General features: G+C 71.4%; 14 protein-coding genes. 8 read left to right on the plus strand and 6 right to left on the minus strand.

Annotated elements, in window-relative coordinates; genetic code table 11:
* Positions 1-99: 99 nt before the first annotated feature.
* Together treS and ACIP5M_RS18825 are read right to left on the minus strand one after the other, a co-directional pair.
* Positions 100-1,809: a maltose alpha-D-glucosyltransferase gene (gene treS / locus ACIP5M_RS18820; RefSeq protein WP_401198336.1), complete on the minus strand. Its 1,710-nt coding sequence runs from the start codon at positions 1,807-1,809 to the stop codon at positions 100-102.
* A complete protein-coding gene (locus ACIP5M_RS18825; protein ID WP_401198338.1) occupies positions 1,806-3,800 on the minus strand; it encodes a maltotransferase domain-containing protein in 1,995 nt (664 codons plus the stop codon). The genes treS and ACIP5M_RS18825 overlap by 4 nt, the downstream gene beginning before the upstream one ends.
* A 719-nt stretch (positions 3,801-4,519) precedes the next feature.
* On the opposite strand from ACIP5M_RS18825, the gene glgP reads away from it, so the two are divergent.
* Complete coding sequence (glgP, locus tag ACIP5M_RS18830; RefSeq protein WP_401198340.1) at positions 4,520-7,156, plus strand: alpha-glucan family phosphorylase; 2,637 nt, start codon at positions 4,520-4,522, stop codon at positions 7,154-7,156.
* A 267-nt stretch (positions 7,157-7,423) separates the two neighbouring features.
* A complete protein-coding gene (locus tag ACIP5M_RS18835; RefSeq protein WP_401198341.1) occupies positions 7,424-8,065 on the plus strand; it encodes a hypothetical protein in 642 nt (213 codons plus the stop codon).
* A 101-nt stretch (positions 8,066-8,166) separates the two neighbouring features.
* Here ACIP5M_RS18835 and ACIP5M_RS18840 read toward each other — a convergent pair whose 3' ends face one another.
* Positions 8,167-10,434, minus strand: a complete 2,268-nt coding sequence (locus tag ACIP5M_RS18840) for a M4 family metallopeptidase (protein WP_401198343.1) — start codon at positions 10,432-10,434, stop codon at positions 8,167-8,169.
* 383 nt (positions 10,435-10,817) lie between these two features.
* On the opposite strand from ACIP5M_RS18840, the gene ACIP5M_RS18845 reads away from it, so the two are divergent.
* Positions 10,818-12,293 carry a sugar transferase gene (locus ACIP5M_RS18845; RefSeq protein ID WP_401198345.1) on the plus strand — a complete coding sequence of 492 codons (1,476 nt, stop codon included), beginning with the start codon at positions 10,818-10,820 and terminating at the stop codon, positions 12,291-12,293.
* 18 nt (positions 12,294-12,311) lie between these two features.
* Here ACIP5M_RS18845 and ACIP5M_RS18850 read toward each other — a convergent pair whose 3' ends face one another.
* Complete coding sequence (locus ACIP5M_RS18850) at positions 12,312-13,259, minus strand: GDP-L-fucose synthase family protein (RefSeq protein ID WP_401198347.1); 948 nt, start codon at positions 13,257-13,259, stop codon at positions 12,312-12,314.
* 610 nt (positions 13,260-13,869) lie between these two features.
* Here ACIP5M_RS18850 and gmd point away from each other — a divergent pair.
* The 4 genes from gmd to ACIP5M_RS18870 all read left to right on the plus strand — a co-directional run bounded on the left by gmd (position 13,870) and on the right by ACIP5M_RS18870 (position 19,051).
* Positions 13,870-14,883, plus strand: a complete 1,014-nt coding sequence (gmd, locus tag ACIP5M_RS18855) for a GDP-mannose 4,6-dehydratase (RefSeq protein WP_401198349.1) — start codon at positions 13,870-13,872, stop codon at positions 14,881-14,883.
* A gap of 246 nt (positions 14,884-15,129) precedes the next feature.
* Positions 15,130-17,916: a LamG-like jellyroll fold domain-containing protein gene (locus ACIP5M_RS18860; RefSeq protein WP_401198351.1), complete on the plus strand. Its 2,787-nt coding sequence runs from the start codon at positions 15,130-15,132 to the stop codon at positions 17,914-17,916.
* Between the two features lie 110 nt (positions 17,917-18,026).
* Positions 18,027-18,704: a hypothetical protein gene (locus ACIP5M_RS18865; RefSeq protein ID WP_401198352.1), complete on the plus strand. Its 678-nt coding sequence runs from the start codon at positions 18,027-18,029 to the stop codon at positions 18,702-18,704.
* A gap of 128 nt (positions 18,705-18,832) precedes the next feature.
* Positions 18,833-19,051 carry a DUF6458 family protein gene (locus tag ACIP5M_RS18870; RefSeq protein ID WP_401198354.1) on the plus strand — a complete coding sequence of 73 codons (219 nt, stop codon included), beginning with the start codon at positions 18,833-18,835 and terminating at the stop codon, positions 19,049-19,051.
* A 113-nt stretch (positions 19,052-19,164) separates the two neighbouring features.
* On the opposite strand, the gene ACIP5M_RS18875 is transcribed toward ACIP5M_RS18870, so the two are convergent.
* Together ACIP5M_RS18875 and ACIP5M_RS18880 are read right to left on the minus strand one after the other, a co-directional pair.
* Entirely contained in the window at positions 19,165-20,295 is a 1,131-nt protein-coding gene (locus ACIP5M_RS18875; protein ID WP_401198356.1) for a glycosyltransferase, read from the minus strand.
* Positions 20,292-20,831 carry a WcaF family extracellular polysaccharide biosynthesis acetyltransferase gene (locus ACIP5M_RS18880; RefSeq protein WP_401198358.1) on the minus strand — a complete coding sequence of 180 codons (540 nt, stop codon included), beginning with the start codon at positions 20,829-20,831 and terminating at the stop codon, positions 20,292-20,294. Before ACIP5M_RS18880 ends, ACIP5M_RS18875 begins: the two co-directional genes overlap by 4 nt.
* 145 nt (positions 20,832-20,976) lie before the next feature.
* On the opposite strand from ACIP5M_RS18880, the gene ACIP5M_RS18885 reads away from it, so the two are divergent.
* Positions 20,977-22,446 carry a hypothetical protein gene (locus tag ACIP5M_RS18885; RefSeq protein WP_401198547.1) on the plus strand — a complete coding sequence of 490 codons (1,470 nt, stop codon included), beginning with the start codon at positions 20,977-20,979 and terminating at the stop codon, positions 22,444-22,446.
* Positions 22,447-22,808: the final 362 nt, after the last annotated feature.

Here is a 22,808-nt window from a genome sequence, read left to right on the forward strand (position 1 = left end):
GCGCGGCAGTTGCTTCTCCGGCGTATGCGAGTGTCGGGTCAGGATGGTCCGTACAGGGGCGGGCGATTGACCCGTTCGAGCTGCCCGCCCCGTACCCGGCTACTGCTCGGCGCGCTGCTCCGTACGCAGCCGGAACCAGTAGAAGCCGTGGCCCGCCAGGGTCAGCAGGTACGGCCACTCGCCGATCGGCGGGAAGCGCACATCACCCGTGAGCTCCACCGGGACCCGTCCGTTGAACGACCTCAGGTCCAGTTCGGTGGGCTGCGCGAAGCGCGAGAAGTTGTGCACGCACAGCACCAGGTCGTCCCCGAACTCGCGCAGGAACGCGAGTACCGCCGGGTTGGACGAGGGCAGTTCGGTGTACGAGCCGAGACCGAAGGCCGGGTTCGCCTTGCGGATCTCGATCAGTCGGCGGGTCCAGTGCAGCAGTGAGGAGGGCGATGCCATCGCGGCCTCGACATTGGTGACCTGGTACCCGTAGACCGGGTCCATGATGACCGGCAGGTTCAGCCTGCCCGGATCGCAGGAAGAGAAACCGGCATTGCGGTCCGGGGTCCACTGCATGGGCGTGCGGACGCCGTCGCGGTCGCCCAGCCAGATGTTGTCGCCCATGCCGATCTCGTCGCCGTAGTAGAGCACCGGCGAGCCGGGCAGCGACAGCAGCAGGGCGGTGAACAGCTCCATCTGGTTGCGGTCGTTGTCCAGGAGCGAGGCGAGCCGGCGCCGGATGCCGATGTTGGCCCGCATCCGCGGGTCCTTGGCGTACTCGGCGTACATGTAGTCGCGCTCTTCGTCGGTGACCATCTCGAGGGTCAGCTCGTCGTGGTTGCGCAGGAAGATGCCCCACTGGCAGCGCTCCGGGATCGCCGGGGTCTTGGCCAGGATTTCGGAGACGGGGTAGCGGGACTCTCTTCGGACGGCCATGAAGATGCGCGGCATGACCGGGAAGTGGAAGGCCATGTGGCATTCGTCCCCGCCCGTGGAGAAGTCGCCGAAGTAGTCGACGACGTCCTCGGGCCACTGGTTGGCCTCGGCGAGCAGCACGGTGTCCGGGTAGTGCGCGTCGATCTCGGCCCGGACCCGCTTGAGGAGCTGGTGGGTGCGGGGGAGGTTCTCGCAGTTGGTGCCCTCCTCGGCGTACAGGTAGGGCACGGCGTCGAGGCGGAAGCCGTCGATGCCGAGGTCCAGCCAGAACCGCAGCGCGGAGATGATCTCCTCCTGCACGGCCGGGTTCTCGAAGTTCAGGTCCGGCTGGTGCGAGAAGAAGCGGTGCCAGTAGTACTGCTTGCGCAGCGGGTCGTACGTCCAGTTCGAGGTCTCGGTGTCGACGAAGATGATGCGGGCGTCCTGGTACTGCTTGTCGTTGTCCGCCCACATGTAGTAGTCGCCGTACGGTCCGTCCGGGTCCTTGCGGGACTGCTGGAACCACTCGTGCTGGTCGCTGGTGTGGTTCATGACGAAGTCGATGATCACCCGCATGCCGCGCTGGTGCGCGGCGTCCACGAACTCCACGAAGTCGGCGAGGTCGCCGAACTCGGGGAGCACCGAGGTGTAGTCGGAGACGTCGTAGCCCCCGTCGCGCAGCGGTGACGCGAAGAACGGCGGCAGCCAGAGACAGTCGACGCCGAGCCACTGGAGGTAGTCCAGTTTGGCGGTGAGCCCCTTGAGGTCCCCCACGCCGTCGCCGTTGCTGTCGTGGAAGGAGCGGACGAGGACCTCGTAGAAGACGGCCCGCTTGAACCAGTCGGGATCGCGGTCCTTGGCGGGGGTGTCCTCGAACGTGTCGTGGACGGGATCGTTGATCATCATGTGGTGGGTGACCCTCCGGTGGGCGGGGACGGTCGCAGAGCGACCAGTACGTGCGCGGGCGTGCGGCCCGGCTCTAGGCGCACGTAGTTCGCCCTGCCCCAGTGATAGGTCTCGCCGGTGAGCTCGTCGCGCACCGCGAGGGACCCGTGCCAGTCGAGGCCGAGTACCGGCATGTCCAACGACACCGTCGCCTCCTGGGTGTGGTGCGGATCGAGGTTGACGACCACCAGTACGGAATTGCCCCCGGAGTGCTTCGAATAGGCGATCACCTGTTCGTTGTCGGTCGGGTGGAAGTGGATGTCGCGCAGCTGCTGGAGGGCGGGGTGGCGGCGCCGGACCCGGTTCAGGGTGGTGATCAGCGGGGCGATGGTGCGGCCCTCGCGCTCGGCGGCGGCCCAGTCGCGCGGCCGGTACTCGTACTTCTCGGAGTTCATGTACTCCTCGCTGCCCTCCCGGACCGGCTCGTTCTCGCAGAGCTCGTAGCCGGCGTAGATGCCCCAGGCGGGGGAGAGGGTGGCGGCGAGGACCGCGCGCACCTCGAAGGCGGGGCGGCCGCCGTGCTGGAGGTAGGCGTGGAGGATGTCCGGGGTGTTGACGAAGAAGTTCGGCCGCATGACCGACGCCGAGTGGGTGCCCGCGAGCTCGGTCAGGTATTCGGTCAGCTCGGCCTTGGTGTTGCGCCAGGTGAAGTAGGTGTACGACTGCTGGAACCCGACGGCGGCCAGGGCGCGCATCATCGCCGGCCGGGTGAAGGCCTCGGCCAGGAAGATCACGTCCGGGTCGGACTTGTTGATGTCCGCGATCACCTTCTGCCAGAAGACCACGGGCTTGGTGTGCGGGTTGTCGACGCGGAAGATGCGGACGCCGTGATCCATCCAGTACCGCAGGATCCGGCAGGTCTCCTGCACGATGCCGGCCATGTCGGTATCGAAGTGGATGGGGTAGATGTCCTGGTACTTCTTCGGCGGGTTCTCGGCGTACGCGATCGTCCCGTCGGCGCGGTGGCGGAACCACTGCGGGTTCTTCTCCACCCACGGGTGGTCCGGGGAGCACTGGAGGGCGAAGTCGAGGGCGATCTCCAGGTTCAGCTCGCGGGCGCGGGCCACGAAGGCGTCGAAGTCCTCGATGGTTCCCAGTTCGGGATGGACGGCGTCGTGCCCGCCCTCGGTGGAGCCGATGGCCCACGGGACGCCCGGGTCCCAACTGCCCGCGGAGAGGGTGTTGTTGGGGCCCTTGCGGTAGGTGCTGCCGATGGGGTGGATGGGCGGCAGGTACACCACGTCGAAGCCCATGGCGGCGATGGCGGGCAGCCGCTCGGCGGCGGTCCGGAAGGTCCCGCTGACCGGGACCTCGCCCGGCGTGACCACGGCCCCCTCCGACCGGGGGAACATCTCGTACCAGGAGCCGAAGAGGGCCCGCTTGCGCTCGACCAGCAGCGGGAGCGGCTTGGAGGCGCTGACCAGCTCGCGGTACGGGCGCCGGGCGAAGGCGGCGTCGACGGCCGGCCGGAGCGCGGCCGCATACCGTACGGACACCTCCAGGTCCTCGTCCCGCATGGTCTCGGCGGCCCCGAAGACGTCCTGGCGGCCGTCGCGCTTGGGGATCCGGGCCCCGGCCCGCTCGTAGAGCTCGGCGCCTTCGAGCAGGGTGACCCCGGTGTCGATCCCGGCGGGGATCTTGATCGCGGCGTGGGCCCGCCAGGTGGCCACCGGATCGCTCCAGGCCTCGACGGTGTACGTCCACCTCCCCTCGACGTCGGCGGAGACCCGGGCCCCCCAGCGGTCGGTGCCGGGGGCCAGCTCGCGCATGGGGACGGGGGGCCGCAGCCGCCCGCTCGGGTCCCGGAGCACGACGTGGGCGGCTACGGCGTCGTGTCCCTCGCGGAACACGGTGGCGGAGATCTCGAACACCTCGTCCACCACCGCCTTGGCGGGTCTGGCGCCGCAGTCGACGGCGGGGCGGACGTCCAGCACGGGAATGCGACCGATCATGATGGGCTCACCTGGGGGCAGTTCGCAGGGCTCGGTGACGGGCCAGCCGGGATCCCGGCTGGTAGTGCACGCTCTGTTCGCTCTGTTTCTAGCCGCTCGGTGGACGGCTGGGCTGCGGGCATGGCCGCTCCTGTCCGCGTTCACTCGGGTGGCGGGAGAGGTTGGGTGCGGGTGCGCCGTGCGTGTACCACGTGTACCCGGGGAGCCCTTCCCACTCTCACTCCGCCCAATCCGCGCGCTCGGTTAACTACTCGTACGTAGTGGCACGGCCAATACCCAGCGCCGGGACGAGATCCGCCCGGGCTTCGTCAAGTCGGCCAGGACTACCTGATGGAGCGACATGTCACGCGGGTCTCGCCCGTCACTCGACCCCCTCCCGGCGCACGGAACGGCGGTGTCAAAGCGGAAGGAAGCGGATGAATGCCGTCCGATGACGGCCAAGCTGTACCCGTACGTGGACGCGTCGGAGTTGACCGGATCGGCACGGTTCGGGGTGGGGGGCGGGCAGTCGGCCCGTTTTCCCGGGATCTCAGAGTGTGGGACCGAAGCGGGCGGCCGAAGCCCGCGGCCGGGGCCGGCCGCGGATGCGGCTCGGAGGCCGGCCGGCGGAGGCGGCGTGGTCGCGCGGGCCGGGCGGCGCTAGCCTTCCCGGGGTGATGCGCGGATGCACAGCGTGGTGCGGCCGCTCCGATCCGTCATCCCCTGCGAAGGTGGAACACGTGAAGGCTATCCGTCGATTCACCGTGCGCCCCGTCCTCCCGGAGACCCTGCTGCCGCTCGCCGACCTCGCGCGCAATCTGCGCTGGTCGTGGCATGCCGAGACCCGCGAACTCTTCCAATCCGTCGACCCCGAGGGCTGGCAGGCCGCCCATGGCGATCCCGTCCGGCTGCTCGGTGCCGTGTCCGCCACCCGGCTCGCGGAGCTGGCCGCCGACCGCAGGTTCCTGCGCCGGCTCGCCGTCGCCGCCGCCGACCTCGATGACTACGTCAACGGCGGGAGGTGGTACCAGAGCCAGGAGAACGGCCCGGAACTGCCCGCCGCCCTCGCCTACTTCTCCCCCGAATTCGGGATCACCGCCGCGCTGCCCCAGTACTCCGGCGGCCTCGGCATCCTCGCCGGGGACCACCTCAAGGCCGCCAGCGACCTCGGCGTCCCCCTCATCGGGGTGGGACTGCTCTACCGGCACGGCTACTTCCGCCAGTCCCTCTCCCGTGACGGCTGGCAGCAGGAGCACTATCCCGTGCTCGACCCCAACGAACTCCCCCTCGACCTGGTCCGCCAGGAGGACGGGACCCCGGCCCGGGTCTCGCTGACCCTGCCCGGCGGGCGCGCCCTGCACGCGCACATCTGGCAGGCCCGCGTCGGACGCGTACCGCTGTTGCTCCTGGACTCCGACGTCGAGGACAACGACGCCGCCGCCCGCGAGGTGACCGACCGGCTCTACGGCGGCGGCAGCGACCACCGGCTGCTGCAGGAGATGCTGCTGGGCATCGGCGGGGTCCGGGCGGTCCGCGCCTACTGCCGGATCACCGGGCATCCCGAGCCCGAGGTGTTCCACACCAACGAGGGACACGCCGGGTTCCTGGGGCTGGAGCGCATAAGGGAACTGGAGCGGGAGCGCGGCCTCGGCTTCGACGCCGCCGTCGAGGCGGTCCGTGCCGGGACCGTCTTCACCACCCACACCCCCGTCCCGGCCGGCATCGACCGCTTCGAGCGGTCCTTGGTCGCCCGCCACTTCGGTGAGGGCGGGGAGCTGGAGGGCGTACCCGTCGAGCGGATCCTGGAACTGGGAGCCGAGTCCTACCCCGGCGGCGACCCGGGCGTCTTCAACATGGCCGTCATGGGGCTGCGCCTGGCCCAGCGGGCCAACGGGGTGTCCACCCTGCACGGCGCGGTCAGCCGGGAGATGTTCGCCGGGCTGTGGCCCGGCTTCGACCCGTCCGACGTGCCCATCACCTCGGTCACCAACGGGGTCCACGCCCCGACCTGGGTGGCCCCCGAGGTCGTCCGCGTCGGCGCCCGCCAGATCGGCGCCGGCCGGACGGAGGACGCGCTGTCCGTCGGCGGCTCGGCGCGCTGGGACGCCGTCGCCGACATCCCGGACCAGGACGTGTGGGACCTGCGCCGGGTGCTGCGCGAGCAACTGGTCCAGGAGGTACGGGACCGGCTGCGCGCCTCCTGGCGCCAGCGCGGGGCCGCCGAGGCGGAACTGGGCTGGGTGGACTCCGTGCTGGACCCGGACGTGCTCACGATCGGCTTCGCCCGCCGGGTGCCCTCGTACAAGCGCCTGACCCTGATGCTGCGCGACCCGGACCGGCTGCGGCGGCTGCTGCTCGACCCGGACCGGCCGGTGCAGATCGTGGTCGCCGGCAAGGCCCACCCGGCGGACGACGGCGGGAAGCGGCTCGTGCAGGAGCTGGTGCGGTTCGCCGACGACCCGCGGGTGCGGCACCGCATCGTCTTCCTGCCCGACTACGGCATGGCCATGGCGCAGAAGCTCTACCCGGGCTGCGACGTCTGGCTGAACAACCCGCTGCGGCCGCTCGAGGCGTGCGGGACCAGCGGCATGAAGGCCGCGCTGAACGGGTGCCTCAACCTGTCCGTCCTGGACGGCTGGTGGGACGAGTGGTTCGAGCCGGACTTCGGCTGGGCCATCCCGACCGCCGACGGGCTCGGGGCGGACGAGGACCGCCGGGACCACCTGGAGGCCGCCGCCCTCTACGAGCTGATCGAGAGCCGGGTCGCGCCCCGCTTCTACGACCGGGCCGCCGGTACCGGGCTGCCCGTGCGGTGGATCGAGATGGTCCGGCGCACCCTGGCCTCGCTCGGCCCCAAGGTGCTGGCCGGCCGGATGGTGCGGGAGTACGTGGAGCGGCTGTACGCTCCGGCCGCGCTCGCCCACCGCGCCCTCACCCCGGAGGCCGCACGCGACCTCGCCTGGTGGAAGGGGCGGGTCCGGGCGGCCTGGCCGCGGGTCGGCGTCGGGCACGTCGAGGCCCTGGCCGCGGCCCCCGTCAACGGCACCGCCGAACTGGGCGCCACCCTGACCCTGCGCGTGCAGGTCACCCTGGACGCGCTCACCCCCGAGGACGTGGAGGTCCAGGCCGTCGCCGGACGGGTGGACGCGCAGGACGTGATCCGCGACGGCCGGGCCTTCCCGCTCAAGCCGGCCGCCGGACCCGACCTGGAGGGGCGCTGGGTGTACGAGGGCCCGCTCGCCCTGGACCGTACGGGGCCCTTCGGTTACACGGTACGCATCCTGCCGACGCACCCGCTGCTGGCGACCCCGGCCGAACTGGGTCTGGTCGCGGGCCCGGTGGACTCGGACGCAGGGGGCGGCGTACTCCTGCGCTAGGTCGTCACGGGACGGGCGGCCGGTCCGCCGGCCGCCCGTCCCGGTGTACCGGGCGTCCCGCTCCGGCCCGGGCTCCCGCGGTGGGGGCGCCCGGGGCCGGAACGGTCGTCACGCGAGCCCGCCATAAGGCGGGTGGCCCCGCATCCGACGGGTGAACCTTCGACCGTGCTGCGCAAGCCGAATCGTTTCGGCGCGCGGGCCCGCTCCTACGCTGCCCGCGGATGCCACCGGACCCGGTATCCGCGGAACCCGAGAAATGGACTCCTCATGCGTCTTCGCACCACCGCCGCCGTGTTCGCCGGCGCCCTCGCCCTGGTCCTGCCCACTGCGGGACCTTCGCTGGCCGACGACCACGACGGCCGCGGCATCGGCACGCTCCACTACCGGCTCGCCGACGGCCGCACCGCCCAGATCCGGCCCGCGGACAACGACACCTGCTACGTACTGACGCACGCCTCCGAGGAGGACCCGGCCGTCGACGTGGTGAACGACACGGAGTCCCTCGCGGTGCTCTTCGACAACCGCACCTGCGACGGCAGGGCGGAGCGGACGCTGCGGCCCGGCGAGCGGGCGCGGGGCGTGGAGGCCGTCTCGGTCTTCTTCAAGCCGGTCGAGGGCCGCGGGGACTGGCACGGCGGTGACGGCGAGGGCCGCGGGGACTGGAACGGCGGTGAGGGCGGTGACGGCGCGGGCCGCGGGGACTGGAACGGCGGTGAGGGCGGTGACGGCGCGGGCCGCGGGGACTGGAACGGTGGTGAGGGCGGTGACGGTGGTGACGGCGCGGGCCGCGGGGACTGGAACGAGGGCGCGGGCCGTGACGACCAGGGTCGCGGCGACCAGGCCGCGTGGGACTCGGACGGGGAAGGGCAGGAGGACCTCTTCGGCACGGTCTTCCGCGCCATCGGCTGACCCCGCCCGCCGCACGTGGAACAGGGCCGCCCGGGGAGGTCTTCTCCCGGGCGGCCCCGTGGTCTTGCGGTTCAGCAGGTGCTCAGCTCACCCCGGTGGGGTCAGAAGGTGAGCTTCCAGCTGTTGATGTAGCCGGTGTCCAGGCTGGCGAGGTCCGCGACCCGCAGCTTCCACACACCCTGGGCGACCTCGGAGGAGGCGTTCACGGTGAAGGACTGGACGATGTTGTCCGCGCTGCCGCCGGTGCGGTTGCGCAGGTTGTAGACGGAGCCGTCGGGGGCGACCAGGTCGACCCGCAGGTCACCGACGTAGGTGTGGACGATGTTCACGTCCACCTTCAGGGCGCTGGACGCGTTGCCCGTACGGGTCACCGTGATCGGGGACTCCACGGTCGCGTTGTCATTGATCTGGTAGTCCGTGGTGTTCTCGAAGACGCTCGGCTGGCTGGTGCCGACGGTCCAGGTGAAGGACGCCGTACCGGTCTGGTTCGCCGAGTCGGTCACCGTGATCGTGGTGTTGTAGGTGCCGGCCGTGGAGGCCGTACCCGTGATCAGGCCGGTCGAGGAGTTGATCGACAGGCCGGTCGGCAGACCGGTGGCCGCGTAGCTCAGGGCACCCGCGTTGGTGCTGGTGGCCTGGACCTGGAGGCTGACGGCGCTGCCCGTGACGGTGTTCTGGTTGCCCGGGTTGGTGACCGTGACGCCGTTCACGATGCGGGAGCCGACCGCGATGCCCGCCCAGGCGTTGGCCACGTTGTTGTACGTCGCCGAGCCCTGGCCGTACAGGTCGGCCGCCGCCTGCAGGGTGGCCGTACGGGCCGCCGCGTAGTTGGTGTTCGACTTGAAGTAGCCCACGGTCAGCGCGCGGAACCAGATCTTCGACGCGGCGTCGCGGCCGATCGCGGTGACGGGGAGGCCGTCGGCGGTCGGCGAGTTGTAGCTGACGCCGTTGATGACCTTGGCGCCGGAGCCCTCGGAGGCCAGGTAGTACCAGTGGTTGGCCGGGCCCGAGGAGTAGTGGACGTCGATGCCGCCGAGGCCCGAGTACCAGGAGTCCTTGGACGCGCCGTCCTTGCTCGGCTTGTCCATGTAGCGCAGCGGGGTGCCGTTGCCGTTGATGTCGATCTTCTCGCCGACCAGGTAGTCGCCGACGTCCTGCGGGTTGTTGGCGTAGAACTCGACCGCCGCCGCCATGATGTCGGAGGTGGCCTCGTTCAGACCGCCGGGCTCACCGCTGTAGGTCATGTTGCCGGTGACCGAGGTCAGACCGTGGGTCATCTCGTGCGCGGCCACGTCGGTCGAGGTGAGCGGCTTGTTGTTGCCCTCGCCGTCGCCGTAGGTCATGCAGAAGCAGGAGTCGTCCCAGAACGCGTTGACGTACGCGTTGCCGTAGTGGACCCGGGTGTAGGGGGCCACGCCGTCGTTGCGCAGGCCGTTGCGGCCGTGCACGTTCTTGTAGTAGTCCCAGGTGACCTGGGCGCCGTAGTGGGCGTCCGCGCCGGCCGTCTCCAGGTTGGAGGGGAGGCCGTTGCCCCAGATGTCGTCCGGGCCGGTGAAGAGCGTGCCGGTGCCGGAGGAGCCGTGGTTGAGGTTGTAGGTCTTGTGGTTGCCCCGCCCGGCGTCGGTCAGGGTGTAGTTGCTGCCCGACTGGGACGTTCCGAGGGTCACCTGGCCGCTGTACTGCGTGTTGCCGGTGCCGGTCTCGATGGCCTGCCACTCGGTGATCTTCGCGCCGGTCTTGGCGTTCGTCACCACGTGGAGCTCGCTCGGCGTGCCGTCGTCCTGGAGGCCGCCGACGACGGTCTCGAAGGCGAGGACCGGAACGCCCTCGGCCGCCCAGATCACCTTGCGGGCGCCCTTGGAGGCCTTGGCGTCCTTGGAGCCCGCGGCGTTGGCGGCGGAGACGGCCTGGCTCTCGGCGGCCGCCGGGGTGACCGAGGCGCTGGTGTCGGCGACCTTGATCTCGTGGTGGGTGGCCTTGGTGACGCTCTTGGTGGCGCCGCCCTTGGCGTGGACCGTCAGGTCACCGCCGAGCACGGGCAGACCGTCATAGGTCCGCTCGTAGGTCGTGTGCGTGGTGCCGTCCGCGTCCTGGACCACGTCGCGGACGACGAGCTTCTCGCCGCTGCCGAGGCCGAGGGCCTTGGCGGCCTGCGCGGTGGTGGAGTTGGCCTCGGCGAGGAGCGTCGCACGCTCCGAGGCGCTGAGTGCGCGGTTGGCCGCGCCCGGGTTGGGCTGAGCGGCGGTGCGGGCCTGCGACGCGGTGGCGTCGGCGGATGCGGTTCCGGCCTGTATGCCGACGGCGAGCATGGCTGCCGCGGCAACGAGCGCGCCGGCCGCGGTGGCACGCCTGTGGGGGGTGGGACTCAACGCAGACTCCTTCTGCAAGGGGGTCTCCGGACGGCTGGGTGGGCCTCCGGGCAGATCAGGGCTGGTGCGATGAACGGTCGAAGAGTGCCACTTACAGGACGCGATGTCAGGGTCGCGTCAAAAGGTTGGCCGGAAACGGTTCGTTGTCCGAAGAGACGTATCCGGTATCCGAACCCTTCACCTTCGTGTGGCACCCTGCGGAGCCGCTCGTTCGGAATGGTTGATACCGGTTGCTAACGCTTGAGCAACAAGAGGCCGGGTAAAGTCAAACGGCATTTACCGTACGGGTGTTTGTCGTACTGTTTCCCGGTGCGACAGATGTCCGAGGCCCGGGGAAGCCGTGGATCGTCGCAACTGCCATAGACCACGTGCCAGGGGGGCCCATGAGGCATGTCCATTTTCCTGCGCAAAGAGTGGCCGGAACGGCCAGGGGGTCGGTTCTGCCCGCACGGCGCCTCGGTGACAAGGCCCGTTGGTACCTGCCCGCCGCCGTCACGGCCGACGTCCTCGGTGCCGCGGTGCCCGTGGGCCTCGTCTTCGAGGCCGCGGAGCAGGTCAGGCCCCTCTACTGCGCCCTGGGCGCCGCCCTGGCCTGGACCGGGGTGCAGGCCCTGCGCCGGCGCTACTCGGCCCGCGTGCTCGGCGAGTCCCGCGGAGTGCTGCCCGTCCTCCACGACTGGCTGATTCTCATCGGTGTCCTGGCCGTGGCCCGGGTGGTGACGGAGGAGGACACGCCCCGGCTGTCCGCCCTCGGGGCCCTGTTGCCCGCCCTGCTGATCACCGTCGCGTGCCACAAGCTGACGTACCGCCACCTCTCGGCCGCCCGCCGCGAGGCCCAGGCCGTCAGCCGGGTGCTGGTGGTCGGAGAGCCCGACGCCGCCGAGGACGTCATCGCCCACCTCGCCGCGCGCACCGACCACCCGTACGTGGTCGTCGGCGTGGTCCCCGTCGGAGCCGGATCCCTCGTCAGCGGAGTGCCCGTCGCGGCCCGCCTCGACGCGGAGATGCCCGAGGCGGTGAACGGCGACTCCGCGGCCGTGCTCGGCGCCGTCGCCGGCCACCACGCCGACCTGGTGCTGGTCGCCCCCGGCGCGCGGATCTCGGGGGAGCGGCTGCGCCGCGTCGCCTGGGCCCTGCACGACGCCGGGCTGGAACTGGCGGTCTTCCCCGGCCTGGTGGAGGTTTCCGTCAAGCGGCTGGAGACCCTGTCCGCCGGCGGGCTGGCCGTGCTGCGGGTGGTGCCGCCGGTCAGCCGGGGCGTGCAGACCCTGCTCAAATCGGTACTGGACCGGGTGGGGGCCGCGGCCGGACTGCTGCTGCTCTCCCCGCTCTTCCTCGGCATCATCCTGGCGATCCGCCTCGGCTCGCGCGGCCCGGCCTTCTACCGGCAGCGGCGCATCGGCCGCGACGGGGTCCCGTTCGTGATGTGGAAGTTCCGCACCATGGTCGTGGACGCGGACGCGCGCAAGGCCGAACTGTCCGGGGCCAACGAGAACGACGGCCTGATGTTCAAGATCCGCCGCGACCCCCGGGTGACCCGGGTGGGCCGGCTGCTGCGCCGCACCTCGCTGGACGAACTGCCCCAGCTGATCAACGTGTTGACGGGCCACATGTCGCTGGTCGGCCCGCGCCCGCCGCTGCCGGAGGAGGTGGCGCGGTACGACGAGGTCGAACTGCGCCGGCTCACCGTGCGGCCCGGGATGACGGGACTGTGGCAGATCAGCGGGCGGTCCGACCTGTCCTGGGACGAAACGATCCAGCTGGACCTCCAGTACGTCGACAACTGGTCCTTCACCAGTGACGTCGACGTCATGGGCCGCACGCTCCGCGCCGTCGTCGACGGCCGCGGAGCGTACTGAGGGCCGTGGCCCGTGCGATCAGCCCTGCTCGCCCAGCCACCAGCGGTAGGTGGAGGCGATGCCGTCCCGCAGCGGGATGCCGGGCTTCCAGCCGAGCGAGGTCAGGCGGCCGACGTCCAGGAGCTTGCGCGGGGTGCCGTCCGGCTTCGAGGTGTCCCAGGCGAGCCGGCCCTGGTAACCAGTCACTTCGGCGACGGTTTCGGCCAGCTCCTTGATGGTCAGGTCCTCGCCGCAGCCGATGTTGACGGGCTCGTCGCCGTCGTAGCGCTCCAGCAGCACGGCGCAGGCGGCGGCCAGGTCGTCGACGTGCAGGAACTCCCGGCGCGGGGTGCCGGAGCCCCACAGGGTGACCTCCTCGCGGCCCTCGGCGGTGGCTTCGTGGAAGCGGCGGATGAGGGCGGGCAGGACGTGCGAGGACTCCAGGTCGAAGTTGTCGCCCGGGCCGTAGAGGTTCGTCGGCATGGCCGAGATGTACGAGGCCCCGTACTGCTTGCGGTACGACTGGATCTGGACGATGCCGGCGATCTTGGCGAGGGCGTAGGCCTCGTTGGTCGGCTCCAGCGGGCCGGTCAGCAGCGCGTCCTCGCTGATCGGCTGCGGGGCCAGCTTCGGGTAGATGCAGGAGGAGCCGAGGAACAGCAGGCGCCCCACGCCGGCGGCGTGCGCGCCGGCGATGACGCTGAGCTGGATCTTGAGGTTGTCCTCCAGGAACTGCACCGGGTAGGTGCTGTTCGCCATGATCCCGCCGACCTTGGCGGCGGCCAGCACGACGGCGTCCGGGCGGACGTCGCGCAGGTACGCGGCGGTCGCGGCGGCGTCCCGCAGGTCGAGGTCGGCGCGGCCCCGGGTGAGCACGTCGTGGCCGTCGGCGGTGAGTCGGCGGGCGACCGCGGACCCCACGAGGCCGCGGTGGCCGGCGACGAAGACGCGGGCGTTCGGGGGCAGGAGGGGCAACGAACTTGTCATACCGCCGATCATGCCAGTCCGCTCCCGCGGGGGTGGCGGCAGTCCGGACCCGGGCGGTCCGGGGCCGGGCAGTACGGGGCCTGGCGGCCCGGACCCGGCCTGGCGCCTGCGGCGGCCGAGAGTGGGCACTTTCAGCCTCGCCGGCGTGTGAGGGCGGGGTCGGGGGCGGAGCCCCACGCGGCGAAGCCGCCATGGGCCGGCTCCGCCGGGGCCGGGTGCGCGCCGGGGCACCTCCTCGGGCGCCGAACGTGGCAACGGGTCGGACAGGGACGCGGGACTGTGTTCGGCGCCCTGCGGGGGCGCCCCGGCACACACCCGGCCCCGGCGGAACCGGGGTGGGGTCAGGCGTGCGGGGGGCGCCCCGGCACACACCCGGCCCCGGCGGAACCGGGGTGGGGTCGGGCGTGCGGGGGCGACCCGGCGCGCAACCGGCCGGCGGCGCCGACGGCCGGTGGGCGGGAGGGGGTTCGGCGGCGGTGCCGACGCCGGGTGTTCGGGGGCGGGCGTGTACGGTACGCATCCAGTCCTCCCGGTTCCCGGGGTACGGACCACGGGCGGGCAGGGGAAGCGCGCTCAGCAGAATGAACCACAACCACCCCAGGGGGACCGCATGGGCAAGACCGCACTGATCACCGGCGTCACCGGGCAGGACGGCTCGTACCTTGCCGAGCTCCTGCTCTCCAAGGGCTACACGGTGCACGGGCTCGTGCGGCGGTCCTCCAGCTTCAACACGGAGCGGATCGACCACGTTTATCAGGACCCGCAGACCGCGAACCGGTCCTTCGTGCTGCACCACGCCGATCTGTCCGATGGTGTGGCGCTGGTGAACCTGCTGCGCGAGATACAGCCCGACGAGGTCTACAACCTCGGCGCGCAGTCGCATGTCCGGGTGTCCTTCGACGCCCCGCTGTACACCGGCGACGTGACCGGACTCGGGGCGCTGCGGCTGCTGGAGGCCATCCGGGCCAGCGGCATCGACACCCGCATCTACCAGGCCTCGTCCTCGGAGATGTTCGGGTCCACCCCGCCCCCGCAGAACGAGTCCACGCCGTTCCACCCGCGCAGCCCGTACGGCGCCGCGAAGGTGTTCGCGTACTGGACCACCGTCAACTACCGCGAGGCCTACGGCATGTTCGCCGTGAACGGGATCCTCTTCAACCACGAGTCCCCGCGCCGCGGCGAGACCTTCGTGACCCGCAAGATCACCCGCGCGGTCGCCCGCATCAAGGCCGGGCTCCAGGAGAAGCTCTACCTCGGCAACCTCGACGCCGTCCGCGACTGGGGCTACGCCCCCGAGTACGTGGACGCCATGTGGCGGATGCTCCAGCAGGACGAGCCCACCGACTACGTCGTCGCCACCGGAGTCGCCGCGACCGTCCGGGAGTTCGTCGAGGCCTCCTTCGGCCACGCCGGTCTCGACTGGAACGAGCACGTGCGCTACGACCCCAAGTACGAGCGCCCCAGCGAGGTGGACGCGCTCATCGGCGACGCCTCCAAGGCCCATGACCTGCTTGGCTGGAAGCCGACCGTCCTGGTGGCCGAACTGGCGAAGATCATGGTGGACGCCGACATCCGCCAGGTCGAGGACCAACTGGCGGGCGCCACGGTCCGCATCGACCGCTGAGGCCTTATATTTCCCCTACGATTTGCCGTGTCCCGGTCATCCATGCAGTTCTCTGCGGGTGCGACCGGGACAAACCTGCCGTATGTCCGTAGTGCACCCTCCGTGCTGAACCCTGTTGATTCCAAGTTGGTATGCAATGGGTCAAGTGAGGTGACCGGGCCCTCGCACGAGCCCTAGTCTGCGCCCGTACATATGGCTGTTCGGATAGTTCCAGCCATCAAACCGGGCACTTGCCCTGGGGGGCTCATGCGTAGATCCAGAGGGCTGACTGCCGCCCTCGTCCTGTCACTGGCCGGTGCCGGCACCGGTATAGGCCTGGTGCTGATGCCTCAGGCGTCCGCCATCACGCCGCCGGTGGCATTCACGGCCGACGAACTGCCCACGTGGCAGACGAACGGCGTCGTGTGGGCGATGGCCCAGGCGAACGGCACCGTCTTCGCCGGCGGCACCTTCTCCGCCGTCCGTCCGCCCGATGGCACCGCCGGAGCCGAGCAGGAAGCCGTGAACTTCGTCGCGCTGGACGCCGCGACGGGCAACCCCACCTCGTGCAAGCTCGCCTTCACCGTCGGGGACGGCACGGCGACCGTCCGCACGCTGGTCGTCTCGAAGGACCAGAAGACCCTTTACGCGGGCGGCTACTTCGGCGCCGTCAACGGCACCCCGGTCTCCAGCGTCGCCGCGATCGACATCGCGAGCTGCACCCCCAAGGCCGCGTTCCACCCGAGCTTCTCCGCCACCGTGCGTGCGCTCGCCGTCTCCGACGACACCCTGTACGCGGGCGGCGACTTCGGCGCGGTCGAGGGCCAGACCCGCGAGCGGTTCGCCGCGGTCGACGCCTCCACCGGCGCGCTGAAGCCCTTCGTCGCCAACGTCGACGAGCCGGGACGGGCCGTCGAGGTCACCCCCGACGGCAAGAACGTGCTGCTCGGCGGCGACTTCTTCACGGTCAACGGCACCACCAGCCACGCCCTGGCCGTCGTGGACGCCACCACGGGCAAGGTCGCCAAGACCTACACCAACATCCCGTCGAACTCGGTCGTCAAGGACATTGCGACCGACGACAACGGCGGCTTCTACACGGGCAACGAGGGTTCCGGCGGCGGCGTCTTCGACGGCCGCATCGGCCTGCGCCTGAGCGACTTCAGCGAGAAGTGGCGCGACCGCTGCCTCGGCGCGACCCAGGCCGTGCTGCCGTACCAGGGCGTGCTCTACAGCTCCTCGCACGCGCACGACTGCTCCACCGAGCAGGAGTTCCCCGACGGCAAGCGCAACTTCCTGCTGGCCCAGAACACCAACTGGGAAGGCGCCGCCCCCGCCCCCGTGGACGGCTTCGTGCGCAGCCCCGGCAAGCTCGGCTGGCACCCCACGGCCAACGACGGCATGGACGGCACCGAGGGCATCGGCCCGCGCGTCATGGCCGTGGCCGAGAAGAACGACGTCAAGTACATGTGGGTCGGCGGTGAGTTCACCCTCATCAACGGCAAGTCCCAGTGGGGCCTGACCCGTTTCGCCTCCACCGGTGACCGCGGCGCCCCGACCACCCCGGTGGCCAGCGCCGCGAGCGTCAAGCCGGGCGAGGTCCAGGTCCGCTGGCGCACCAGCTACGACGCGGACGACAGCAAGCTGACGTACCGCATCTACCGCAACGGCTCGGCCACCCCGATCGCCTCCGTGAGCGCGAGCTCGCTGGAGTGGGAGCGCCCGCAGGCCTCCTGGACCGACACCACGGCCAAGGCCGGCCAGACCTACACCTACCGCGTGACGGCGACCGATGGCGCGGGCAACACCAGCGCCCTGTCGGCCACCGCCTCGGTGACGGTCCCGACCGCGGTCCAGGCGTACCCGAACCAGGTCCGTGCCGACGGCGCCGAGCTGTACTGGCGCTACGACGACACCGTCAGCCCGTACGTCGCCGACTCCTCGGTCAGCGGGAACCGCAGCGGTCTCCAGGTCAACGCCCCGGCCCTGCGCCAGTCGCCCGGCGCCGTCTCGGGCTCCAGCACCGCGATGGGCTTCAACGGCACGAACCAGCAGGTGTACAGCGACCGCCGCCAGACGGTCGGCAGCTCGTTCACCATCGAGACCTGGTTCAAGACGAGCACCATGCGCGGCGGCAAGCTGATCGGCTTCGGCAACAACACCACCCGCAACAGCACCTCGTACGACCGCCAGATCTACATGACCAACACCGGTCGCCTGGTCTTCGGCGTCTACAACGGCTCGGCCAAGACCGTCTCCACCGGTCTGCTGGAGACGTACAACGACAACAAGTGGCACCACGTGGTCGGCACCCAGGGCCCGGGCGGCATCACGCTGTACGTGGACGGCCAGAACAAGGGCACCGACAAGGCGACCAGCACCCAGACCTACGCGGGCTACTGGCACGCCGGCGGCGACAACCTGGCGAACTGGCCGAACCGGCCGCTGAACAACACCTTCGCCGGGCAGCTCGACGAGACCGCCGTCTACCCGTCGGCGCTCACCCAGACCCAGGTCAAGAACCACTTCGACCTGGCGAAGGCCCCCACCGACACGGTCTCCACGGTCAAGGCGGCCGAGGACACCTACATCAACCAGGGCGCCCCGAGCACCGCCTACGGCACGTCCACCTCGCTCGCGGTGCGCGGTACCTCGGCGTACGAGACGTACCTGCGCTTCAGCCTCCCGGCCGCCCCGGCCGGCCAGGTCCTGAAGTCGGCTTCCCTGCAGGTCAAGACGACCACGCAGACGGGTGCCGGTACTGCGGACCAGATCAACGTGGTTCCGGTCACCGGCACCTGGAGCGGCGCGGGCACCACCTTCAACACCAAGCCCACCCTGGGCACCACCCCGCTCGGCAGCATCACGGGCGTGCCGGACGGCTCGGCGGTCCAGAACGTCACCCTGGACACGGCCGCGCTCTCCGCGGTGCTGGGCAGCAGCTACAGCATGGGCCTGACGAGCACGGGCACCGACCCGCTGTGGATCTGGTCCTCGGAGTCCACGGCGGCGGACGGTGCTCCGCAGCTGGTCCTCACCTTCGGCGCCAAGTAGCCGCGGGTACGGGGAAACCGAGTCACCACCTCACGGCGTGCGGGGTCCGGCCGTCCCGGCCGGGCCCCGCACGCCTGTCCCACCACCCCAGTAAGTACGGGAGCCATCCGATGTACCGACGCTCCGCAGCGGCTGCTGTCCTGCTGGCCGCCGCCCTGACGCTGACCGCCTGCAGTTCCGGCGGGGACGAAGCCGACTCCGGCGCGGAGGCGAAGGCGAAGCCCCCGGCCTCCTCCTCGGTCCCCGACCCCGCGGACACCCCGCAGCCGCCGGCCGACCCGAACGCGAAGCCGACCGGCCCCGTCGTGCCGGACGCGAAGCTCACCCCGAAGACGGGCAGCTTCACGGCGGAGGAGAAGAAGTACCTGAGCGGGCGGGTGCCGGAGAAGATGGACCCGGCGGCCGTCCTCCAGAGCGGCCAGGAGGCCTGCCAGCGCGTGGAGCGCACCGCGAAGCGCGACAAGGACGCGGCGACCGGCGCCGTCATCACCGGCGAGATCGCGGGCGCGAAGGACGCGATCAACCTGCTGTGCCCGGAGCAGAAGCCGATCCTCGCGGCGGCCGAGAAGGGCTTCGCCGAGGGCGCCCCCCAGTCGCCCGCGCCGGGCACCTACCGGGCGCTGACGCAGGCCACCACCTGCACGTGGGCGGCCAAGGGCAAGGACGGCGCGATCCTGGCCTCGGGCCCGGAGACCGCCCCCAAGGCGGGCGACAAGATCACCGCGACGATCCCGGCGGGCACGGCCGAGTTCACCTCGTCGGGCTGCTACGCCTGGATCCCCGCGTAAGGGCCCCACAGCCCCTCGAGAACGCCCTCGCGGCCGAACTGCCGGTCCGCGGGGGCGTTTTCACATGCCGGTGCGGGGTAACCGCGTGCAGTACGCGACCACGACACCGGCATCCGGAGGCGAGTCCTATGAGCGGCCTGGGCGGCTGCATCGGCCTGATCGTGGTGGGGGCCATCCTCACCTTCGCCACCGACTGGGAGATGCAAAGCGTCGACCTCGACCTGGTCGGCCTCATCATGATGGCGGCGGGAGCCATCGGCCTCGCCGTGTACTCCAGCGTCCTCAAGCGCCGCCGCGCGGCGGGCGCGATCCCCGTGGTGGAAGAACGCCGCCGCGACGTCATCTGATCCCGCACGCCCCCGGCTCCGGCCCGTCCGGCGTGTGAGGGCCGGCTGCGGGCGGAGCCCGGGGGAACGGAGGAAGGACGGGCGGGGGCGGCCCCGCGCCGCGGCTGCGGCCGCTACCGCCGCGAGGCTTCCGCGTACACCGGGAGCAGCGTGTCCAGCACCGCGTCCATCGAGAAGGACCCGGCGGCCAGTTCGCGCGCGGCGCGCGAGGCCGCTTCGTTGGCGGCCGGGTCCAACAGCTCCAGGACGGCCGCAGCGACACCCGCCGGCCCGGGGTCGACCGCACGGCCGGCTCCGGAGGCCGCGATGTCCCGCGCCAGCCCGTTCGAGTGCGTCACCACGGACGGCACCCCCACCGCCAGCGCTTCCAGCACCGACATCGGGAACGGCTCGTCCACCGAGGGCAGTACGTAGACGTGCGCGCGCCGCAGCTCCGCCGCCACCTCCGCACTGGACAGCGCACCCGGCACCGTGAAGCGCGCCGAGAGCCCCAGCGCCGCGATCCGGGCCCGGACCGCCGCCAGCTCGCCCTCGTCCGGGCCCGCCACCACGAACTCCGCGTCCGGGTGCGCCGCGAGGACCTCCGGGGCCGCGTCCACGAAGTCCACCGGCCGCTTACGGGCCTGCAGGCGCGCCGAGTACAGGATGCGCGGCGGTCCGCTCGGCGCGGGCCGTTCCTCCTGCGCCGGGGTGCCGTTGACCAGGCGGACGGCGTTCGCGAGCGGGGCGCCGACCACCGCGTCCAGGCCCTCCCGCTCGTACGGGGTCAGGTACAGCACCGCGTCCGCGCCGCGCAGCAGCCGGCGTACGGCCACCGCGTCCAGCACCTTGGCCAGCAGCTTCTCGCTCGGGTCCACCATCCCGTGGGTCTGCAGCACCAGCGGCTTGCCCGCCCGCAGCGCCGCCAGCGCCACCGGCAGGGTCACCAGGTCCCGGGCGAGATGGACGTGGACCACGTCCGCCTCCCGTACCAGGCGGCCCGCCGAGGCCAGCAGGGCCGGCGAGGTCATCCCGCTGAAGCCCAGCGGCAGCAGCCGCCGCGCCGGGAAGAGCCGGGCCGGGACGCCCTCCACGGAGGTCGGCCAGGGATCCGGGAAGCCCTCGCCCAGCGCCAGCAGCCGCGCCTCGTGGCCGCGCGCACGCAGCCCCTTGGCCAGGTTCAGCGCGACCCGGACCGGCCCGCCGAAGGCGTGCGAGGGGGAATGCAGGGTGACGGCGTGCAGGACTCTCGACGGGGCACTCACTTGGGCTCCTCCACCGGGCGGCGCCGCCCGTCCTGGGTCTGCAGGGTCAGCTCCGGCAGGTCCTTGTGCACGACGGCCCCCGCGCCCGCGACCGCGCAGCGTCCCACGGTCACCCCCGCCAGCACGGTCGCCCGTACGGCCACCCACGCGCCGTCCTCGACCGTGATCGGCGCGTTGCGGTACCGGAAGTCGGCGGCCCGGTGGTCGTGCGAGCCGGTGCACAGCAGGGCCTCCTGCGAAACGCACACGTGCGAACCGATCGTCACCGGCTCCAGGTTCAGCAGCCAGGCACCCTCGCCGATCCACGTGTGGTCCCCGACCGTCAGCTTCCACGGCCACAGCACCCGCACCCGGTGCCGGATCAGCACGCCCTCGCCGATCCGCGCCCCGAAGGCCCGCAACAGCGCCACGCGCAGCCGCGCCGGACAGAACCAGCTCATGAACAGCGTGTTCATCACGGCGAACCAGAGCGCCTGCGTCAGCAGCCCGCGCCCCTTGTCGTATCCGGCCAGCGTGAAGGAAGGAAGATCACGCACCTGTCGCCCCCATCGTGCACCCGCGCCGGCGCCTCCCCGGGCACGGCCCGCTCAGACTAGACTGCGCCCGGACCAGGCACATGGGGTGGGGGCGGCAGTGACGACGGACATACGCAAGCCCACCGTCCCGCCCGCGAAGCCGCCCGTGCCGTCCCCCTTCGAGGACGAGACGCTGTGGGGCCGGGTCACCAGCCCCCGCACCCTGCTCTCGCGTGCGCTGTCCGTCCCGCTCGCCCTCGGATTCACCGTCTTCCTGCCGCTGTTCGTCGCCGTCCAGTCCGGCGCCGGCGCCCGGGACGCGGCCTTCTGGCTCCAGCTCCTGCTGACCATGTACGCGGGCGCCCGCCTCTCCGCGATGGTGCTCACCAGCCGGCGCAAGCTGCTCCAGGGCTCCTTCTGGCTCTTCGTCTACATGGCCATGGGCGTGGCCCCTCTCGCGCAGGCCGTACTCGGCCAGGTCCCCACCCCCGTCGTCGGCCCGCGCTCCGACCTCACCGCCGCCATCGGGCTGGTGCTGCTCGGCTGCACCGCCTTCGACGTGGGCGTCCTGCTCGCCCGCCACCGGCCGGCCGGCCGCGCGGGAGGCTCGCAGAAGGAGCCGCGCCCGGTCATGGCGCACCGGCGGCGCCTCCAACTGCTCACGGTCCTCTCCTTCGTGTGCAGCGCGGCCTTCGTCATGAAGCTCGGCGGCCCGGCGGTCTTCTTCTCCAGCCGCCAGGAGATCATCGCGGGCATCGAGGAAGCGGGCGTCTCCAACGGCGACGGCCAGGCGGGCCAGGCGCTGCTGCGCGGCTTCGGCACGGTCCCGGCGCTGCTGTCGCTGCTGCTCTACACGCGCTGGCTGATCACCTCGAAGTTCGCCCGCCGCAAGGTGTCCGTCATCGTCACCTGGTCGGCGCTCGCCGTCCTCAACCTGGTGGTCAACAACCCGATCTCGAACCCGCGCTACTGGTTCCTGACGGTCATGTTCGCGATGCTCTTCACCGTCTTCCCGGTGAGCGCGGCGATGTACCGGGTGGCCTTGTCCATGGCCGTGGTCATAGCCCTGCTCGTCTTCCCGTTCGCGGACCGCTTCCGGTACGACGAGAAGAACTACCGGCCGGTGGAGACCACGTCCTTCCTGGAGCCCATGGCCCTGAAGGACTACGACCAGATCGGCATGTTCGCGAACACGATCACCTTCTCGAACTCCGGTCCCGGGCACTACTACGGGCGCCAGCTGGCCGGATCCATCCTCTTCGCGGTGCCGCGCTCGGTCTGGTCCGGCAAGCCGAGGGACACGGGCGTGATGGTCGGCCAGTGGATGGGCACGGTCAACACCAACCTCTCCTCCCCGATCTGGGCCGAACTGTGGCTCGACTTCGGGCCGCTGGGCATGGGCGCGGGGCTGCTGGGCATGGGCTACGCGTCGGCCCGCGTCGACCGCCGCTACGCGAAACGGGCCACGCGCCGGTCACCGCCGGGCAGCCTGATCTCGGTGGTGGTCCCGCTGGTCGCGGGCTACTCCTTCATCCTGCTGCGCGGCCCGCTCCTCCAGGCGTCGGGACGCGTGGCGATCGCCGCCCTGTGCCTTGCGCTGGTCGCCACCCACCGCCAGGACCGCACCCTCCGCTAACCCCCGGGGCTCCGCCCCGCGCCTCAATCGCCGGCGGGGCTGGGTGTGCCGCGCCTAGGTGGGTACGTGCGGGTACCAGATCGGGGCTCCGCCCCGCGCCTCAATCGCCGGCGGGGCTGGGTGTGCCGCGCCTAGGTGGGTACGTGCGGGCACCAGATCGGGGCTCCGCCCCGCGCCCCGCGCCTCAAACGCCGGCGGGGCTGGATTTGTCCCGCCCACGCGGGTACCTGCGGATTCGGGGCTCCGCCCCGCGCCTTGAACGCCCGCGGAGTTGGATTTGCCCCCCAAGTCGGTGTGTGCCGGCACAAGATGCGCCCCGGGCCTCAATCGTCGGCGGGGTGGAGAGTGCGCCCGCAGCAACA

It is taken from the genome of Streptomyces sp. NPDC088762 (assembly GCF_044750905.1).
Classification (GTDB): domain Bacteria; phylum Actinomycetota; class Actinomycetes; order Streptomycetales; family Streptomycetaceae; genus Streptomyces.

Bases quoted from the DNA above. Each gene is read 5' to 3' on its own strand.
- ACIP5M_RS18860 (WP_401198351.1), top strand. From the start codon at position 15,130: ATGCGTAGATCCAGAGGGCTGACTGCCGCCCTCGTCCTGTCACTGGCC.
- ACIP5M_RS18825 (WP_401198338.1), bottom strand. From the start codon at position 3,800: ATGATCGGTCGCATTCCCGTGCTGGACGTCCGCCCCGCCGTCGACTGC.
- ACIP5M_RS18835 (WP_401198341.1), top strand. From the start codon at position 7,424: ATGCGTCTTCGCACCACCGCCGCCGTGTTCGCCGGCGCCCTCGCCCTG.
- ACIP5M_RS18845 (WP_401198345.1), top strand. From the start codon at position 10,818: ATGAGGCATGTCCATTTTCCTGCGCAAAGAGTGGCCGGAACGGCCAGG.
- ACIP5M_RS18850 (WP_401198347.1), bottom strand. From the start codon at position 13,259: ATGACAAGTTCGTTGCCCCTCCTGCCCCCGAACGCCCGCGTCTTCGTC.
- treS (WP_401198336.1), bottom strand. From the start codon at position 1,809: ATGATGATCAACGATCCCGTCCACGACACGTTCGAGGACACCCCCGCC.
- ACIP5M_RS18865 (WP_401198352.1), top strand. From the start codon at position 18,027: ATGTACCGACGCTCCGCAGCGGCTGCTGTCCTGCTGGCCGCCGCCCTG.
- gmd (WP_401198349.1), top strand. From the start codon at position 13,870: ATGGGCAAGACCGCACTGATCACCGGCGTCACCGGGCAGGACGGCTCG.
- ACIP5M_RS18870 (WP_401198354.1), top strand. From the start codon at position 18,833: ATGAGCGGCCTGGGCGGCTGCATCGGCCTGATCGTGGTGGGGGCCATC.